Raw genomic sequence first — 17,513 nt, forward strand, 5'->3', positions numbered from 1 at the left:
CCGGTCAAGGCCCGTTCCGGGGCGGGCTTTCTCGGTCAGGGATGGCGGCGAGGCGGGCGAGCCAGGCGCGGGCGTTCCCGTCGCTCGGGGCGCGCCAGTCGCCTCGGGGGGAAAGGGAGCCGCCGGAACCCACCTTGGGGGCGTTGGGCAGGGCGCTGCGCTTGTACTGGCTCAGGCGGAAAAAGCGGTCCAGGAACACCCCGAGCCAGCGTTTGATCTCGGCGATGGTGTACTGGTGGCGTTTCGCCTCGGGAATGTCGGGCCAGGTGCCGGTTGCCTTGGTGTGCCAGGCGCACCAGGCCAGGTAGGCCACCTTCTCCGGGCAATAGCCGAAGCGCAGCACATAGTAGAGGAAGAAATCCACTAGCTCGTAGGGTCCGATGATCTCCTCGGTGCGCTGCCCGGGCTGGTCGCCGTCGGCGCCCGGCACCAGCTCCGGGCTGATCTCGGTCTCCAGCACCTCTAAGAGGACCTGGCTCGCCTCGGTACCGAAGCGGCCGGTGGCCGCGACCCAGCGGATCAGGTATTGGATCAGGGTCTTGGGCACGCTCGCGTTCACGTGGTAGTGGGCCATGTGGTCGCCCACCCCGTAGGTGCACCAGCCCAGGGCTAGCTCCGAGAGGTCGCTGGTGCCCACCACCATGGCCCCGTGCAGGTTGGCGAGGCGGAACAGATGGCTCGTGCGTTCGCCCGCCTGCACGTTCTCGAAGGTAACGTCGAAGACGGGCCTGTCCTCGCGGTGGGGATGGCCGATCGCCCGCAGCAGGGCTTCCGCGGCGGGGCGGATGTCCAGCTCCCGGGCGCTCGTCCCCAGGGCCGCCATCAGCCGCTGGGCCTGGCGGCGGGTGCGGGGGGAGGTGGCGAACCCGGGCAGGCTGTAGGCGAGGATGTGGGTGCGGGGAAGGTTCAGCACGTCCATGGCCCGGGCGCACACCAGCAGGGCCTGGGTGGAGTCGAGCCCGCCGGAGACGCCGATCACCACCTTGTCGATACCGGTAGCCTTGAGGCGCGTCACCAGCCCCTGCACCTGGATCTCGTAGACCTCCCGGCAGCGCTCGTCCCGTCGCGAGAGATCGGCGGGCACGTAGGGGAAGCGCTCTAGGGGGCGCTTCAAGGGCAGGAATCCCTGGGCGAGGGTTTCCAGCCGGAAGGGCACGGTGCGGAAAGCGGCCACCGCGTCCCGGTGGATCCGGGCCGAGTCGGCGAAGGTGCCCTGGCGCAGGCGGTCCTGGACGAGCCGCTCCAGGTCGATGTCAGCGGCGACGAGCTGGGACCGGTAGGCGAAGCGCTCCGACTCGGCGAGCCGGGAGCCGTTTTCATAGATGAGGGCGTGGGCGTCCCAGGCGAGGTCGGTGGTGGACTCTCCCGGCCCGCAGGCCGAGTAGAGATAGGCCGCCAGGCAGCGGCCCGATTGGTTGGCCACGAGCTGACGGCGGTAGTCGTCCTTGCCCAGGGTCACGTTGGAGGCGGAAAGGTTCACGAGCACCGTGGCTCCGGCGAGCGCCCCATAGGACGAGGGGGGCACCGGCACCCACAGGTCCTCGCAGATCTCCGTGTGTACCACGAAGCGCGGCTGGTCCTCAGCCTGGAACAGCAGCCGGGCCCCGAAAGGGACCTCCTGGCCGCAGAGGGCGATCCTATCCCGGGCAGTACAATCGCCCGGGGTGAACTGGCGCCGTTCGTAGAATTCCCGGTAATTGGGCAGGTAGGTCTTGGGCACTACCCCCAGCACCCGCCCCCGGTGGATCAGGGCGGCACAGTTATAGAGCCGCCCGTCGATCTCCAGGGGCAGCCCTACCGCGGCCAACAGGGGAAGCTCCGCCGTCTCCTTGAGCACCCGGGCCAGGGCCTCGCGGCAGCCCGTGAGCAGAGCCTGCTGGTGGAACAGGTCTTCGCAGGAATAAGCGGACAGCCCCAGCTCGGGAAAGACCACAAGCGCCACCCGCTCCTCCGCTGCCCGGCCCATGAGGGCGACGGTCTGGGCGGCGTTGAAGTCCGGGTCCGCCACCCGCACCTCGGGGACGGCCACGGCGACCCGCACGAAATGGTGGCGGTAGGGATTGAAGAAATCGCTCGGTTCGGTCATGGGTTGAAGGAAAGGGAGGCCCGGCTTAGCTTTGGCATTCTAATGCCTGGCCGCGGGACGCGGGGCTTCGGCCGCCGCTAAGCGGGTTTCCCCGGCGCCCTGGCGAACCCTTCAGCATGCCTTAAGGCGGACTCGTTCCTGAAACACCTAGGCCCCTCGCTCCACCTCACTCGGGATGAAACTGGGCGCTTGGGGTGCGGCTGCCATCAGGACATCGGACAAGCTCCGGCCTTCCTTTCCGCGCAAGCTAGCACTCACTTGGCAGGACGGAGGTTCGAAGAGATCGGGCTTAAGTTCAGCGCGCCGATTTGTTAGAAATCGTCAAGCGCTTGTCTCGAGCCTTTGCAAAGCCCGCAGCGCGACACGGAGAGAGAAGGTCGGGCGTCAGCCCCTTTTCCCTTCGCCCTTTCCACCTAGGGAAGCGGGCGGTTAGAATCGCCCCGCGCTTCCTCGACGCCATGCCTTTTGCCTTCTACGACCGTTTGAGCCCCCGCCGCAAGCGCGTCTACGACGCGAGCGACAGGATCGAGGCGGTGCCCGTGCCCGGCGTGGAGGACCTGCATCCCCTGGTGGACCTCATCGCCCAGGCCCTGGCCGCCGAGCATCCCGGCGCCACGGAGCTGGCCTGTCAGCGGTTGCTGGACGAGCTTGCCCGACGGCTGGGCGTGCCGCCGGTGCGCATCAAGGTGTACAAGACCCGGCCCCAGGTGGCGGGCGGCGAGCTCCATGGCCTGTACGAGCCCACCGGGGACGCAACGCCGCCCAAGATCTCGGTCTGGATGCGCACTGCCCAGCGGGGGCAGGTGGTGAAGTTCCGCACCTTCCTGCGCACGGTACTACACGAGCTGTGCCATCACCTGGACTACGAGCTCTACCGGCTGCCGGAAACCTTTCACACGGAGGGTTTCTACAAGCGGGAGTCCCACCTCCTCAAGCAACTCGCGGGCGGGCCGCCTCCCAAAGCGCCCTGAGACTCCCCAGGGGCGCGGGCCGCCTCTGCGGCGATTCTCGGGGTCTACCGCCACCCACCGAGCTCTTTCACGCCTCGCTACGGCGAGGCTTCGGCCGGGAAGACCACGCTGCCGAAGCGCGGAAACCCCCGGGCGACTCGCCGCTGCCTGATCTGTGTTTCACCATTCGAAAGCCCCTAGGGTTGACAGGCCGTGGAAATTGATTATGATTAACATCATTTCAGAAGAAATAATAATATTCAGGATGATTTCTGTCGAAATTTCATGGCGAGGCCGCTCATGGTAACCAGCGTCGACCCTAGGATCGAGCCGCTCCCCCTGGTCGAGGAGACGGCTACCGGCGCCCAACCTCCTCCCCGGCTCGAGGCGATCCCGGAGGTGGAGGATGGCCGGGCGAGTGTCCGATACGATTTGCGAGTCTTGCGCGCCATCCGGCGCATCATCCGCTGCGTGGACATGTACTCCAAGCAGTTGGAGTCCCAGAGCCACATCACCGCGCCGCAGCTCGTGTGCCTGCTGGCGGTGGTGAACGGCGGGCCGATGACCGCCACCGCGTTGGCCAAAGAAGTGCACCTTTCCCCGAGCACCGTGGTGGGCATCCTGGACCGGCTGGAGGAGAAGGGCCTGGTGACCCGCAGCCGCGGGGTGGAGGACCGGCGCATCGTTCGGGTCAGCGCGACCGAACGAGGGGCGGCCCTAGCCGCCCAGGCGCCTTCGCCGCTACAGGAGCGGCTAGCTCAAGGTCTCAACCGCCTGCCGGAACTGGAGCAGGCCGCCATCGCCCTGGCGCTGGAGCGCATCGTGCAGCTCATGGAGGCCCAGCACATCGATTCCGCGCCGATTCTCGAAACCGGGCCCCTCAGCCGACCCTGAGGGAACTGCGCTGAAGCGGGTGTCGGGTCCGCGGCACGGGGCTTTTCCCCTGGATCATCTCTATCGTATGGACGAGGAGGCAGGCTTATCGCGATCAGCACGGAATATTCCCAGGCCGACCAGCGGCCCATCCAACTGGCACCGCCGACGATCGAGCACGGCGACGAGATCCGCAGGCTCATCCGCGCCTGCCCGCCCCTCGACGTCAACTCCACTTACGCCTACCTGTTGCTGGCCCACCATTTCGCCGAGACCTGCATCTTGGCGCGGGAGGACGGGCGGGCGGTCGGGTTCGTATCCGCCTACGTCCCTCCGCGCCGGGAGGACACCCTGTTCGTCTGGCAGGTGGCGGTGCGTCCGGATGCGCGCGGCCGGGGCCTTGGCAAGCGCATGCTGCTCGCACTGCTGAAGCGAAAAGCCCTTTCTCGCATCACCCGGATCGAGACCACCGTTTCGCCCGGCAACGGGGCGTCGCGGGCCATGTTCGCCGCCCTCGCCCGGGCGCTCGATGCGCGGATCGAGGAACGCCCCCTGTTCACGCCGCAAATGTTCGGGACCGAGGATCACGAGGAAGAACGCTTGCTTGTGATCGGCCCGATCCAGAAACCAGCCGAGAAAGGAGAGATGGCATGAACCTGAGAATTTTCAATCGACTGGAATCGGAGGTGCGGGGCTACGTCCGTTCGTTCCCCGCGGTCTTCACCAAGGCGCAGGGCCCCATCCTGTGGGACGAGGACGGCAACCGCTACATCGATTTCTTCGCCGGGGCGGGAACGCTCAACTACGGCCATAACGAGCCGGGAATGAAGGCCCGGCTGCTGGACTACCTGGAGCACGACGGCGTCGTCCACGGCCTCGACATGGCCACGACCGCCAAGAAGGAGTTTCTGGAGACCTTCGAGCGCGTGATCTTGCAACCGCGGGGCATGCACTACAAGGTCCAGTTCCCTGGACCCACCGGCACCAACGCGGTCGAGGCGGCCCTCAAGCTCGCGCGCCAGGCGAAAGGCCGCACCGGCATCATCGCCTTCACCAACGCCTTTCACGGGGTCACCGGCGGGTCCCTCGCGGCGACCGGCAACGAGAAGTTCCGCTCCGCTGCGGGCCAGCCGCTGCCCAACGTGCAGTTCATGCCCTACGACGGTTACATCGACGGGGTCGATACCACGGAGCTGCTCGACCGCCTGCTGGCGGACAAATCGAGCGGCATCGATGTCCCCGCCGCGGTGATCGTCGAGACCGTGCAGGGCGAGGGTGGCGTGAACGCGGCCCGCTTCGAGTGGTTGCGGCGTCTGGAGCAGGTGTGCCGGCGCCACGACGTATTGCTGATCGTGGACGACATCCAGGTGGGTTGCGGGCGCACCGGTACCTTCTTCAGCTTCGAAGGCGTCGGCATCAGCCCAGATATCGTCACCCTGTCCAAGTCCCTCTCGGGCTTCGGGCTGCCCATGTCCCTGGTCCTGATGAAGCCCGAGCTGGACGTCTGGCGCCCGAGCGCCCACAACGGCACGTTCCGCGGCAACAACCTGGCATTCGTCACTGCCCGCGAGGCGCTGCTGCGCTACTGGAGCAGCGGCGATCTCACCCGGGAGGTGGAGCGCAAGGGCAAGATCATGCGCCTGTGGCTCGAGCACATCGCCGACGCTTATCCCGGCGGCCAGTTCGAAGCCCGAGGGCGCGGGATGATCCAGGGGCTGGCGTCGCAGGTCCCGGGGCTGCCCAACCGGATCACGGCGGCCGCGTTCAAGCGCGGCCTCGTGATGGAAACGTCGGGCGCAGAAGACGACGTGATCAAGCTGCTACCGCCCCTGACCATCGATACCGAGCTGCTGGCCGACGGGCTGTACCTCCTGGAGCAATGCGTCGCCGAGACGCTGGGCGTTCGCCTCGCCACCAGCTCCAACGTCCGCACCCTGAAGAAGGCGGCGGGGGGCGGCCGATGATCGTGCGCAGGGTATCCGACGTGCTCGGCACCGAGCGCGACGTGCACGCGCCCAACTGGGTGAGCCGCAGGCTGCTACTCAAGCGGGACGGCATGGGCTTTTCGCTGCACGAGACCATCATCCATGCCGGCACCGAGACGTCCATGTGGTACCGCCATCACCTGGAGGCGGTGTTCTGCGTCGAGGGCGAAGGCGAAGTGGAGACGCTGGCGGACGGCGCGATCCACTCCATCACGCCGGGAACCCTGTACGCCCTGGACCGGCACGACAAGCACGTCCTTCGCGCCCGCACCGACATGCGCCTGGTGTGCGTGTTCAATCCGCCCCTCACCGGCGCCGAAGTGCACGACGAAGAGGGCGTCTATCCGATCACCGAGGAGGCGGCCGCCGGCTAGGTGGCGAGCGCGCTGAGGCGTGCGTGAGGCCGTGGCACCGGCGCCCGGCTGGCCGCTTCCGCAACCGAGTATTGGAGGCAGCGGAAACATGATTACCGTGACCGACGTCTATAAATCGCGATCCGACAGCGAAGCCGCGATCATCCTGCGCCAAGATCCCGTGGTCTATGATGGCTGGAAGGAACAGGGCCCGACGGACCTGTCGCAACACCAGCTCGCCCGCTACGCCAAAAAGGGCTTCATTCTCCTGAAGCAGCTTTTCAGCCCGGAGGAGGTTGCGCGATTCCTGAGCGAGGTGGAGAGATTGGCCCACGATCCGAAGCTCGAGGGCCGCGACGAGGTGATCGCCGAGCCGGGCAGCGGCGAGGTGCGCTCGGTCTTCATGGTACATCGCCTGAGCCCCGTGCTCGACCAGCTCGCGCGCGATATCCGGCTGGTGAACATCGCCCGCCAGATCCTAGGCAGCCAGGTCTACATCCACCAGTCACGCGCCAACCGCAAGCCCGGCTTCAAGGGCAAAGAGTTCTACTGGCACAGCGACTTCGAGACCTGGCACGTGGAAGACGGCATGCCGCGCATGCGGGCGGTTTCCTGCTCGATCCTGCTCACCGACAACGACGAGCACAACGGCCCGCTGATGATCATCCCTGGCTCCCACATGCACTATATCCAGTGCGTGGGCGAGACGCCCGATGAGCACTACAAGCAGTCCCTCAGGAAGCAGGAGTACGGCGTGCCGGACGAGGCCAGCCTGCGCTTCCTGGTGGACCGGGGCGGGATCGAGTCGATGAAGGGGCCGGCCGGATCGGTGGTGTTTTTCGACTGCAACGCCATGCACGGGTCCAATAGCAACATCACCCCCGATCCCCGCAGCAACCTGTTCTTCGTCTACAACAGCGTGGAGAACGCGCTGGGCGCTCCGCTGCACGGTCTGACTCCCCGGCCCGAGTTCATCGCTACCCGCAGCGACTTCTCGCCCATTGAGCCGGTGGTTCCGCAGGCGGTAAAGAGAGGCGTATGACCGCATTCGCTGGACGGGCGCCTCATCGGGAGGAATGGATGACGCTCCGGTCGCTTCTGGCCGCCGCGGTTGCGGCGGTCCTGCTGCTGGCCGGCTGCTCGGATCCGTCCGCTTTGGGAGACGGATCGACCCTCGAACGGGCTCGGCGGGAAGAAAGCATCCGCATCGGTTTCGCGGACGAGGCGCCCTTTGCCTATCTCGACACCCAGCGCAATCGCGCGACCGGCGAGGCGCCGGAGGTGGCGCGGGTCATCCTGCGCCGCTTAGGGATAGAGAAGGTGGAGGGCGTGCTCACCCAGTTCGGATCCCTGATCCCGGGATTGCAGGCCGGGCGGTTCGACATCATCGCCACCGGGATGTACATCCTGCCGCGGCGGTGCGAACGCATCGCCTTCTCGAACCCGACCTACGCCATTGGCCAGGCGTTCATCGTCAAGCAGGGAAATCCCCTCGGACTGCACAGCTACGAGGACATGGCGCGCCACCCGGAGGCGAAGCTCGGCGTCGTTGCGGGCGCGGTGGAGCGAGGGTACGCCCGGGCATTGGGCATTCCCGACGAGCGCGTCGTCGTGTTCCCTAGCGCGGCCAACGCGCTGGCGGGCGTCGAGGCCGGGCGCGTGGACGCGTACGCGGCGACGGCCCTCACCGTGCGCGACCTGCTGGGAAAGGCCGAGGTCGGAAATACCTGGGTCGAGCGGGCCGATCCGTTCCGACAGCCGGTGATCGACGGCAAGCCGGCGATCGGCTACGGCGGGTTCGGATTTCGCAAAAGCGATCGGGACCTGGTCGAGGCGTTCAATCGCGAGCTCGAAACGTTCATCGGAACCCAGGAGCACCTGCAATTAGTTGCGCGTTTCGGCTTCACGCAAGCGGACCTGCCGGGCGAGGTCACGGCGGCAGAGCTGTGCCAAGGCTAGGTCAGGACCTGCACGCTGGCGAGTAACGATGGCGTCCGTGCTGGACCTGGTCCCGCCTCTGCTGGACGGGCTCGCGGTGACACTGCGCCTCACCGCGGGCGCAGCGCTGTTGTCTGTGCCCATCGCGCTCGCCGCCGGGCTGGCGCGCCTCTCGCCCTGGCGAGCCGTGCGCTGGCCGGCCACGGCATACGTGGAAGTGTTCCGCGGCACCTCCGCTCTGGTGCAGCTCTTCTGGTTCTATTTCGTGCTGCCCCTCTTCGGCTTGAATCTGCCCGCCATGGCGGTCGGAATCTTGGTCCTCGCCCTGAACACCGGCGCGTACGGCGCCGAGGTCGTTCGGGGCGCCATTCTCGCGGTGCCGCGAGGCCAGCGGGAGGCTGCGGCGGCGTTGAGCTTCACCCCCTGGCAGACGCTCGCGCGCGTGGTCCTGCCCCAGGCAATCCCGGCCATGCTGCCCCCGGCCGGCAACCTCCTGATCGAGCTCCTCAAGAACACGGCGCTGGTGTCCTTGATCACCATCACCGATCTCACGTTCCGGGCCCAGACGCTGCGCTCCGAGACGCTGCAGACCGAAATGATCTTCAGCCTGGTGCTGGCGATGTACTTCGGCGCCGCGCTGGTGATCACCGCGCTTCTGCGCGGGCTCGAGTTTCTCGCCTCACGGGGTCTGGAGCGGGGGGGCGTGCGGTGATCTTCGACTGGGCCTTCGCCCTGGAAATCGTGCCCCGGCTCGCCCGGGCGCTGGTGGTCACGGTCCAGGCGACCCTCGGGGGCATGCTGATCGCCCTTACCCTCGGGCTCCTTCTGGCGATCGCCCGCCGCGCGCGGCTGCCGGTGGTGCGGCTTCCTGTTGTCGGTTTCGTGGAGTTCGTGCGCAGCACGCCCCTGCTGGTTCAGATCTATTTCCTCTTCTACGTGCTGCCCGGCTTTGGCGTGCAGCTCTCGGCCTTCGCCACCGGGGTACTGGCCCTCGGCTTGCATTACGGCGCTTACTGTTCCGAAGTCTACCGGGCCGGGCTCGACGGGGTGCCCCGGGGCCAGTGGGAAGCGGCGGCGGCGCTGAACATGAGCCGAATGCAGACGTACATCCGGGTCGTGATCCCCCAGGCGATTCCGCCGGTGGTGCCGGCCTTGGGCAACTACCTCATCGCCATGTTCAAGGATACGCCCCTGCTCTCCGCCATCACTGTGCTAGAGCTGCTGCAAACCGCTAAGGTGATCGGCGCCGAGACGTTCCGCTATACGGAGCCGCTCACCCTGGTGGGCGTGCTGTTTCTGGCGGTCAGCCTTGTCGCGGCGGCGGGCGTTCGCGCCCTGGAACGACAGCTTGCCGCTGCCCTGGGGAGAACGGGATGAGGGTGGCGGTTCGCCTCGAGGGCGTGAGGAAGCGCTACGGCGAGTTGGAGGTGCTCCGGGGCGTGGACTTGGAGATGCCGACCGGCCAGACGGTGGCCGTCATCGGCCCCAGCGGTTCGGGCAAGTCCACGTTGCTGCGGCTGCTGATGGCCCTGGACCGGCCCGACGCTGGGCGCATCGAGATCATGGGCGAGCCGTTATGGACCACGGTGTGCAACAGCCGCGAGGTGCAGGCCGACGAGCGCCACGTGCGCCGCCTGCGGGGCAAGGTGGGCATGGTGTTCCAGCACTTCAATCTGTTTCCCCACATGACGGCGCTCGCCAACGTGATCGAGGCGCCGATGCGCGTGCGGCGTTTGAGTCGCGCCGAGGCCGAAGCCCTGGGAGTCGCGCAGCTCGAACGGGTGGGCCTCGCCGACAAGCGCAACGCCTATCCGGCAGAGCTTTCCGGCGGCCAGAAGCAGCGGGTCGCGATCGCCCGGGCGCTGGCGATGGAGCCCGAGATCATGCTGTTCGACGAGATCACCTCGGCCCTCGATCCCGAGCTGGTGGGCGGGATTCTGCGGCTCCTGGACGAGCTCGCCCGGGGAAGGCGCATGACCATGCTGATCGTCACCCATCACATGAAATTCGCCGAGCGCTCGTCCGACCGGGTGCTGTTCTTCGATCAGGGCCGCATCCTGGAAGACGGCTCGCCAGAGCGGATCTTCCGCGATCCCCAGGAGCCGCGCACCCGGCAGTTCCTGGATTCGATCCTTTCTTCGGAAGGCTAGAAGCATCCGATATGCGCGAGCCGCGGCAGCGCGAAAGGTCATGGGCGGTTGCCATTCGGCGAAGAGCAGAGCGGGCGGCGGATCGGGCAAGGGGCGAGCGCGCCTGTGCTAGACTGAAAACGCCGGAACATGGACTGCGGCAGGGTCCAGAACCGGCGCAAGGCGGGTGCAGCAATGAGCACGAGGTACGCGAAAGCACTTCTCTTGGTAGTCGGATTTGCCATTACGGCGCCGGCGGCAGCGGCCTTCGAAGACGCCTGGCGTGCTTACGTGGGCGGAGACTACGCTGCGGCGGAACGCGGGTTTGCGGCGGCGGCGGAGAGAGGCGATGCCCGCGCGGCCTGGCTGCTGGGAGACCTGTACGCCCGGGGACGTGGCGTGGCGCCGGACCCGGCGCGGGCGCTGGAGTGGAAAGAGCGGGCTGCGGAATTGGGCGACGTGGCTGCCCAGTTCGCCGTGGGCGAGATGTACGCCCAGGGCCGCGGCGCCCCCCTCGACCCGGATCGGGCGGCCCGCTGGTTCGAGCGCGCCGCAGAGCAGGGGCACCCCAACGCGGCCCTCGCCCTCGCCCGCCTCAGGGAGCGGGAGGGGCACATGGAGCAAGCCCTGGGCTGGTACCGGCGCGCCGCCGAGGCAGGACTGCTCGAAGCGCAGCAGCGGCTCGCGAGGATCTACGAAGAAGGCTTCGGTGTCCCCCGGGATCCGGAGCGCGCCGCTGAGTGGCGCCGGCGCGCCGAGGGCGTCCTCCAGGAGGAGCGCCGCTTCCAGGCGGCGGAACAAGCGCGGCGTGAAGCGGAAGCCCAGGCCGAGGCGTACCGGCGCGCATGGCAGGATTATTGGGGCACCCACGTCTGGTTGGACCGTCACGACCGGCCATGGCATCGGGGGTGGTCCTACGGGATCGGTTTCGGCCCCTATCCCTGGGGCTATCCGTACGGGTGGTGATTCCCGCTGCATGGATTGAGCGCAGCGTCGTGAGTCGGGGCGTCCTGCGGTGAACGTCTGGCTCTGGCTTCTGGTGATCGCCCTGGTGGTGGCAGGCCTTCTCGGCACCGTGCTCCCCGGGCTGCCGGGCGTTCCCCTGGTCTTTGCCGCCCTGCTGCTCGCCGCCTGGATGGACGATTTTCAGCATGTCAGCGTCGTCACCGTGGCCGTCCTGGCGGCACTCACCCTGGCGGCGGTCCTCGTGGACCTGGTGGCGAGCGCCTTGGGGGCGGAGCGGGTCGGCGCGAGCGCCCGGGCGGTGGCGGGCGCCGCCGTCGGCACCGTGGTGGGCGTGTTCTTCGGCCTGCCCGGTCTGTTGCTGGGACCCTTCGTCGGCGCGGTGATCGGCGAATATCTCACCCGCAGCGACTGGAGCCGGGCCGCCCGCGCCGGAATCGGAACCTGGGTAGGGCTCCTGCTCGGCACCCTGGCGAAGCTCGCCCTGGCGTTCACCATGGTGGGCGTGTTCGTGACCGCTTACTTGATATAGAAGATCCGGCACAGGGTGGAGCGGCCCTCGAACCGTCACAGCTAGCGCCTGGCGACGAAGATGGGCAGCCGGATGCGCCAGCGGATCGCCGCCAGGCGCAGGGCCAGAACGGCTGCGGTGGCCAGGGCCGCGGAAGCGTTGGCGTCTATGCCGAAGTGGTTCAAGGCCACCAGCAGCAGAGCGCCGGCCCAGGCCGCCGTCGCGTAAAGCTCGCCGCCGAACACCAACGGCACCTCGTTGCACAGGACGTCCCGCAGCACCCCGCCGAAGACACCGGTGATGACCCCCATCAAGCTGGCCACGAACCCGTCCATCTCCATGGCCAGGGCGATCTGAGTGCCGAGCACGGTGAACAAGGCGAGCCCCAGCGCGTCGGGAATGAGGAACAGGTTGAGGGGCAGCCGCAGGCGCCTCACCAGGACGAACGTGGCGAGCCCGGCGGCCACGGCGGTCCACAGGTATGAGACATCGGCGATCCAGAACACCGGGCGATCCAGCAGCAGGTCCCGGAGCGTGCCTCCGCCCAGGGCCGCGGCGAGCGCCACCACCACCATGCCGAAAAGGTCGATGGGCTTCCTTCCGGCTTCCAGCACGCCGGTGGCCGCGTTGACTGCCACCGCGCACAGCCCGATGGCGTAGAGCCCCTCGTTCACGGTTTTTACCCCCAGGGCCGAGATTGTACGGCCTGGCCGGTCCCGGTGGTGGAAAGACTCCTGGGTGAAAATCAGCGCTTACTGCAGATGTCGTAGCCGTCCCGCCAGCCCTGGGCGTAGAGGCTGTCGTTCTTGAAACGGGCCTCGTCCTTGCGCACGCCGATCAGGGTTCGGGCGCTGTGGCAGCCGTCGGCATAACCTTCCTGGAAGGCCGGCGGATAGCCGGACAAGTTCACATTGGGACGACTCGGCTGGGTCGCGGCGCACCCGGCGGCGAGCAGGGCGACGTTCACGAGAATGAAAAAGCGCAAGGCTTTCATGGGTGACTCCGGGTTAGCACCCGCGCACCGCGCGGGCGTCCATTGACGCTCCAAAAAAAAGCCCGCCGGAGGAGAAAATAGCGGGCCAACTTGGGGGTTCCTTGTCTTCGCCGAAGAATCGCTTCTGCGTGCTGGGATTCCTTTCGCTTGCCTTGAGTTCCCTGCAGGTGCCTTTTACCTAAGTAGCCTCAACCTCTTGCCACCAGGCGCCCATCCACGATGCGCACCTTTTCGCCGATACCGAATCCAGGCGGCGTCTCTTGAGTCAAGGTGCGGGTGGTACCGTCGTCCATGCGCACCGTGATCCGGTAAACTGTGGTTTTCTTCGCGTTTTTCTCGATTTCGTTGCCCACGTAAGCGCCTCCCGCCGCGCCCACGATAGTGGCGATGGTACGGCCGCTGCCGCCGCCGATCTGGTTACCGATCACCCCGCCGGTGACACCGCCGGCCACCATGCCCACCCCGGACGGCTGTCCCTTGACCTCGGAAGCCGTGACGGACTCGACCACGCCGCAGTCCGGGCAGGGGGCCGCCCTCGCGACGGGCGCAGGCGCCGCCGTCCTGGCGGCGGCCGGCTTCGGCGCGTCCGGCCTCGCCGCCGCATTCGTCCTGCTCGTCGCCTGCCCTTCCTGGACTTCCGAGAAGGCCGCGGGTAGGTGACCCGTCATGGTGGCGATGCCCACGATGCTGAACAGGATCACCGCCATCGCCGCGATGATCATCAATGGGTAAAGCAGGCTGCTGTTGTTGTTCACCATGTCGCCCCCACTGTCCCTCTTGCCTCCGGAAGCCGTGCCTTGCCGCGACTTTTCAGTGATTGGGTCGAATGAAGCTGCTGGCGCGCACCAGGAAGCGTTCCACGTCCACCTCCGCTTCCTCGCGGGTATGGCCGTAACGCTGCTGCAGCAGATCGATCAGCCGGTCGCGCCGGCCTTCCACCTCATCCAGGTCGTCTTCGGTCAGCTCGCCCCACCACTGTTTGGCGTGGGCGCGGATTTCTTTCCAATTGCTGTTTAGGACGTCGATGGCCATTTTTTGGTGCTCCCTGATCTCAGTCGCTGGCGCCTCGCAGGCCTCCAGCCACCAAGCTATGGCAAGGGGCGTGCCAAGGGGGAGCATTTTTTTAACAATCATTGAGTTAGTTTTAAAAGGGCGGAATTTTCTGGCGGGACCAAAGCGGAGAACTGTCGTCGATCGGCGACAGCGCAACCGCAAATCTCTTGTAACACGCTGACTTAGAGCATGTTTTTAAAGTCGCCGGCCAACGACGGGCCGGACGCAAAGAGTCCTTCCCGGAATCGCCGGACGGGGTGGACGGCTCAGTCCCTGGGCCGCTTGAACAGGGCCGGGTCGAGCTGCAGGCGTTGCAACAGCTTGTAGAACTCCGTGCGGTTGCGCTTCGCCAGCTTGGCCGCCTGGCTCACGTTGCCGCCGGTGATCTTGAGCAGCCGCGCCAGGTATTCCCGCTCGAAACGGGTGCGCGCCACCTCGAAAGAGGTGATTTCGTCCTGCTCGTGCTGAATGGCGTTCTGCACCAGGGTGGCGGGTATGATGGGGCTGGTGGCGAGGGCCACCGTCTGCTCCACCACGTTCTGCAATTGCCGCACGTTGCCGGGCCAGGAGGCCTGGGCCAAGAGCTCCATCGCCTCGGGGGCGAAAGCGGCCACCGCCTTGCGGTACTTGTTCGCCAGGCGGTGCAGGAAGTAGGTGGCAAGGAGCGGGATGTCTTCGCGCCGTTGCGCGAGCGAAGGGACCGTGAGGGAAACCACGTTCAGCCGGTAGTACAGGTCCTGACGGAAGTTGCCCGTGTTCTTGAGGGCCTCCAGATCCCGATGGGTGGCGGAAATGATGCGCACGTCCACCGGGATGCTGCGGGTGGACCCCACCGGGCGCACCTGCTTGTCTTCCAGCACCCGCAGCAGCTTCACCTGCAGGGTGAGGGGCATGTCGCCGATCTCGTCCAGGAACAGGGTGCCCTGGTGGGCCGCCTGGAACAGTCCGCTGTGGTCGCGGGTGGCGCCGGTGAAGGCGCCCTTCACGTGGCCGAACAGCTCGGATTCCAGGAGTTGTTCGGGAATCGCGCCGCAGTTGACCGCGACGAAGGGCGCCTGGGCCCGGGCGCTGGCCTTGTGGATGGCCCGGGCGAGCAGTTCCTTGCCGCTGCCGGACTCGCCCTGGATGAACACGCTGGCATCTCCCGCCGCCACCAGTCGGGCCTGGGCCAGCAGGTCCTCCATCAGGGGGCTGCAGGTGATGATTTCGCTGCGCCACTCCCGATCGCCCAGGGCGGAGGTACCGGCGGAAACACCGCCGGAGACGCTGATCGCTTTCGCCACCTGCTCCAGCAGCTCTTGGGCCTCGAACGGCTTGGTGAGGTAGCCGAACACACCGCGCTTGGTGGCCGCCACCGCGTCGGGAATGGTGCCGTGGGCGGTGAGAATGATCACCGGCAGGGTCGGGTGCGCCCGGTGTAAGGCGTCGAACAGGGCCATGCCGTCCATGCCGCCCATGCGCAGGTCGGTGATCACCAGATTGGGCCGGGCCGCCTCGATGGCCGAGAGGGCTTTTTCGGCGCTCTCCACCGAGGTGACGGCGTAGCCTGCCGACTGCAGCCGCAGGGTGAGCAGCCGCAGGATGCCGGGATCGTCGTCCACCACCAGGATGCGCTGGGGAATGCTGGTCATCGCTGCTTGCGCATCTGCTGTTCGCGCTCGATCAGGTTCTTTTCGATGCTCTTGATGGCGTCGAGCTTCTGCTGCAGGTCCTCGGCGCGCTTTTGTTCTTCCTTGGCCTTCTGGCTGGCCGCGTTCAAGCCTTCCGCGAGCCGCCGGTGCTCCTGGATCAGGCCGTGCAGCAGCAGGGCGAGCCGCCGCAGGTCGCCGTTTCTCTGGTCGTTCGACTTCACCAGGGGCTCCAGGAGGTTCAGGCTCTGGATCTGATCTTCCGGGCCCGCTCCGGGCAGCGCGCCGTGGAGCGCGAGCTGGAGCCGGTTATAGTCGCTGCGGGCCCTGGCGTAGGTTTGCCGGACCCGCTCGTACTCTTTGGCCAGCTCCTGTCCCTGGAGTTTCGTCAAGCGCTCGTAGTAGTCGAGCAACGCCTCCACGTCGCTGACGGGGCGGGTGAGGCCGGGGATGACCGGCTCCGGCCGCTCGCCCTCGCCGAGCGGAGGCACGGCGCAGCCTGCGACAAGAGCGAGCGCCGCCGCCAACAGGAAAAGCCGCGACCCCGGCTTCACGCGCCGACCCATGGGTTGAGGGGCAAGGTGACCCGGAAATGAGCCCCCGGCGCGGCGCGGTCCACCACTTCCACCCGTCCGCCATGGGCCAGCACGTGCTCCTTGACGATGGACAGCCCCAGCCCCGATCCCTTGACCGCCGCCGATTGCTGGGCGCGGCCCTGGAAAAACGGCGCGAACACCCGCTCCCGCTCCTCGGGCGGGATGCCGGGCCCGTCGTCGATCACGTCCAGTACTGCCGCGTCGTCGTCGCGGCGCAGTTCGACGCGCACGCGGCCGCCCTCGGGCGTGAACTTGATGGCGTTGGAAACCAGGTTGTCCACCACGGTCCGCAGCTTCTCCTCGTCGCCGGACACGTACACGGCCTCGCAGTCGAGTTCCAGTTGGATCGAGCGGGCGCGCAGCGCCAGTTTATGATCGTTGACGACGCTCTTTACCACGTCGCTCATTTTAACCTGTTTGATGTTGAGCTTTCCCTTCCGGAACTGGGACGCGCTGTAGGCGAGCAGGTCCTCGATCAGCCGGCCGAGTTGGAGGCTGCTCTGGCGCAGGATGCGGGCGATCTCCTTCTGTTCGGGATTGAGCTTGCCCACCACTTCATCCGCCAGCAGGTCGGAGCCCTCCCGCAGCGCCGTGAGCGGGGTCTTCAGCTCGTGGGACACGTGGCTCAGGAACTTTTTCTTCTGTTCCTCCAGCTCCATCAGCCGCAGCCGCAGCCAGTCGAGCTGCTGGCCCAGGTAGCGCAGATCTTGAGGGCCGTCGACCCGGATTTCCAGATCGAACCGTCCCTCGCCCAGGGTGCGTATGCCCTGGGCGAGCTGCCGGATGGGGGGCACGATGAGCAGGGGAAAGCCCACCACCAGGAAGATCGCCACCGGCACCAGCGCCAGCATCTGTAGCATCATGATCTCGTAGGCCTTCTGCGACATCTGGCGCAGCGTTTCCACTTCCCGGTCGATCACCTCGTTGCTGTGGATCACCAGCTTCTGCGCCCCCTGGGACAGGGATTCGAACGCCACGGCGATCCATTGGAGCTGCTGCGCTTCCTGGTCCTTGGCCGCTGCTTCCGGGTTGGCCGGCGACAGCGCCGCGAGCTGGCGGTGAATGGCTTCCTCCCGCTCGACCATCTCGGCGAGCAACGCCCGCTGCCCCTCGGCCAGCCGGGAATGCTGGAGCAGGCGAGCGCTTCTCAGGAATCCTTCCCGCAAGTTCCCATAGCCGTCGAGCAGCGACCGGTCGCGCAGCACCAGGTACTGGCGCGCGACCCGCTCCATGCCGGTCACCGACTCGGAGAGCGCCCGGCTCTCCTGGATGAGGCGCGTCGCCTCGTAGACCGCCTTCTGTCCCTGGTTGGTGAGGCGGTCGATCGCCACCGCGTTGTTGACCAGGGCGAAGATGAGGGGCAGCGCGACCAGGGTGAGCCCGACGAACAGCAGGGCGAGGAACGACTTGGGGTAGCGGACCCGCATGGGCAAGGATATAGAGGGGCAAGAACG

General features: G+C 67.0%; 20 protein-coding genes. 12 read left to right on the forward strand and 8 right to left on the reverse strand.

Features of this window, described 5'->3' with window-relative positions; all coding sequences use genetic code 11:
- Nucleotides 1–4: 4 nt before the first annotated feature.
- The gene (locus ACUVYZ_RS14440) at nucleotides 5–2,086 is read right to left on the reverse strand and encodes an NAD(+) synthase (RefSeq protein ID WP_439935146.1); all 2,082 of its coding nucleotides are present in this window, start codon (nucleotides 2,084–2,086) and stop codon (nucleotides 5–7) included.
- 458 nt (nucleotides 2,087–2,544) lie between these two features.
- On the opposite strand from ACUVYZ_RS14440, the gene ACUVYZ_RS14445 reads away from it, so the two are divergent.
- From ACUVYZ_RS14445 to ACUVYZ_RS14500, 12 genes are all read left to right on the forward strand, one after another.
- Nucleotides 2,545–3,057 (forward strand): hypothetical protein, encoded by a 513-nt coding sequence (locus tag ACUVYZ_RS14445; RefSeq protein WP_439935147.1) that lies wholly within the window; start codon nucleotides 2,545–2,547, stop codon nucleotides 3,055–3,057.
- Between the two features lie 369 nt (nucleotides 3,058–3,426).
- Nucleotides 3,427–3,930 carry a MarR family winged helix-turn-helix transcriptional regulator gene (locus ACUVYZ_RS14450; RefSeq protein ID WP_439935246.1) on the forward strand — a complete coding sequence of 168 codons (504 nt, stop codon included), beginning with the start codon at nucleotides 3,427–3,429 and terminating at the stop codon, nucleotides 3,928–3,930.
- Nucleotides 3,931–4,080: 150 nt separating this feature from the next.
- Entirely contained in the window at nucleotides 4,081–4,563 is a 483-nt protein-coding gene (gene ectA / locus ACUVYZ_RS14455; protein ID WP_439935247.1) for a diaminobutyrate acetyltransferase, read from the forward strand.
- Nucleotides 4,560–5,873, forward strand: a complete 1,314-nt coding sequence (gene ectB / locus ACUVYZ_RS14460; RefSeq protein ID WP_439935148.1) for a diaminobutyrate--2-oxoglutarate transaminase — start codon at nucleotides 4,560–4,562, stop codon at nucleotides 5,871–5,873. The genes ectA and ectB overlap by 4 nt, the downstream gene beginning before the upstream one ends.
- Nucleotides 5,870–6,268, forward strand: a complete 399-nt coding sequence (locus ACUVYZ_RS14465) for an ectoine synthase (RefSeq protein WP_439935149.1) — start codon at nucleotides 5,870–5,872, stop codon at nucleotides 6,266–6,268. The genes ectB and ACUVYZ_RS14465 overlap by 4 nt, the downstream gene beginning before the upstream one ends.
- A gap of 88 nt (nucleotides 6,269–6,356) precedes the next feature.
- Nucleotides 6,357–7,289, forward strand: a complete 933-nt coding sequence (gene thpD / locus ACUVYZ_RS14470) for an ectoine hydroxylase (RefSeq protein WP_439935150.1) — start codon at nucleotides 6,357–6,359, stop codon at nucleotides 7,287–7,289.
- Nucleotides 7,290–7,327: 38 nt separating this feature from the next.
- Nucleotides 7,328–8,206: an ectoine/hydroxyectoine ABC transporter substrate-binding protein EhuB gene (gene ehuB, locus ACUVYZ_RS14475; RefSeq protein WP_439935151.1), complete on the forward strand. Its 879-nt coding sequence runs from the start codon at nucleotides 7,328–7,330 to the stop codon at nucleotides 8,204–8,206.
- Nucleotides 8,207–8,234: 28 nt separating this feature from the next.
- Complete coding sequence (gene ehuC, locus ACUVYZ_RS14480; protein WP_439935152.1) at nucleotides 8,235–8,897, forward strand: ectoine/hydroxyectoine ABC transporter permease subunit EhuC; 663 nt, start codon at nucleotides 8,235–8,237, stop codon at nucleotides 8,895–8,897.
- Complete coding sequence (gene ehuD / locus ACUVYZ_RS14485) at nucleotides 8,894–9,562, forward strand: ectoine/hydroxyectoine ABC transporter permease subunit EhuD (protein ID WP_439935153.1); 669 nt, start codon at nucleotides 8,894–8,896, stop codon at nucleotides 9,560–9,562. Before ehuC ends, ehuD begins: the two co-directional genes overlap by 4 nt.
- A complete protein-coding gene (gene ehuA, locus ACUVYZ_RS14490) occupies nucleotides 9,559–10,335 on the forward strand; it encodes an ectoine/hydroxyectoine ABC transporter ATP-binding protein EhuA (RefSeq protein ID WP_439935154.1) in 777 nt (258 codons plus the stop codon). The genes ehuD and ehuA overlap by 4 nt, the downstream gene beginning before the upstream one ends.
- A 174-nt stretch (nucleotides 10,336–10,509) precedes the next feature.
- A complete protein-coding gene (locus tag ACUVYZ_RS14495; protein WP_446033079.1) occupies nucleotides 10,510–11,280 on the forward strand; it encodes a tetratricopeptide repeat protein in 771 nt (256 codons plus the stop codon).
- A gap of 49 nt (nucleotides 11,281–11,329) precedes the next feature.
- On the forward strand, nucleotides 11,330–11,809 hold the full coding sequence (locus ACUVYZ_RS14500; protein WP_439935156.1) for a DUF456 domain-containing protein: 480 nt from the start codon (nucleotides 11,330–11,332) through the stop codon (nucleotides 11,807–11,809).
- A gap of 41 nt (nucleotides 11,810–11,850) precedes the next feature.
- Here ACUVYZ_RS14500 and ACUVYZ_RS14505 read toward each other — a convergent pair whose 3' ends face one another.
- The 7 genes from ACUVYZ_RS14505 to ACUVYZ_RS14535 form a co-directional block, all read right to left on the reverse strand.
- Nucleotides 11,851–12,462: a trimeric intracellular cation channel family protein gene (locus ACUVYZ_RS14505; protein WP_439935157.1), complete on the reverse strand. Its 612-nt coding sequence runs from the start codon at nucleotides 12,460–12,462 to the stop codon at nucleotides 11,851–11,853.
- A 71-nt stretch (nucleotides 12,463–12,533) separates the two neighbouring features.
- Nucleotides 12,534–12,782 carry a hypothetical protein gene (locus tag ACUVYZ_RS14510; protein ID WP_439935158.1) on the reverse strand — a complete coding sequence of 83 codons (249 nt, stop codon included), beginning with the start codon at nucleotides 12,780–12,782 and terminating at the stop codon, nucleotides 12,534–12,536.
- Between the two features lie 188 nt (nucleotides 12,783–12,970).
- On the reverse strand, nucleotides 12,971–13,540 hold the full coding sequence (locus tag ACUVYZ_RS14515; RefSeq protein WP_439935159.1) for a glycine zipper 2TM domain-containing protein: 570 nt from the start codon (nucleotides 13,538–13,540) through the stop codon (nucleotides 12,971–12,973).
- Between the two features lie 52 nt (nucleotides 13,541–13,592).
- A complete protein-coding gene (locus ACUVYZ_RS14520; protein WP_333840819.1) occupies nucleotides 13,593–13,814 on the reverse strand; it encodes a CsbD family protein in 222 nt (73 codons plus the stop codon).
- Nucleotides 13,815–14,101: 287 nt separating this feature from the next.
- Nucleotides 14,102–15,466, reverse strand: a complete 1,365-nt coding sequence (locus ACUVYZ_RS14525; RefSeq protein WP_439935160.1) for a sigma 54-interacting transcriptional regulator — start codon at nucleotides 15,464–15,466, stop codon at nucleotides 14,102–14,104.
- Nucleotides 15,463–15,954, reverse strand: coding sequence for a dihydrolipoamide acyltransferase (locus ACUVYZ_RS14530; RefSeq protein ID WP_439935161.1), 492 nt, complete (start codon nucleotides 15,952–15,954; stop codon nucleotides 15,463–15,465). Before ACUVYZ_RS14530 ends, ACUVYZ_RS14525 begins: the two co-directional genes overlap by 4 nt.
- Before the next feature lie 59 nt (nucleotides 15,955–16,013).
- Nucleotides 16,014–17,486: a sensor histidine kinase gene (locus ACUVYZ_RS14535; protein ID WP_439935162.1), complete on the reverse strand. Its 1,473-nt coding sequence runs from the start codon at nucleotides 17,484–17,486 to the stop codon at nucleotides 16,014–16,016.
- Between the last annotated feature and the right edge of the window lie 27 nt (nucleotides 17,487–17,513).

The organism is Pelomicrobium sp. P1, assembly GCF_052805615.1.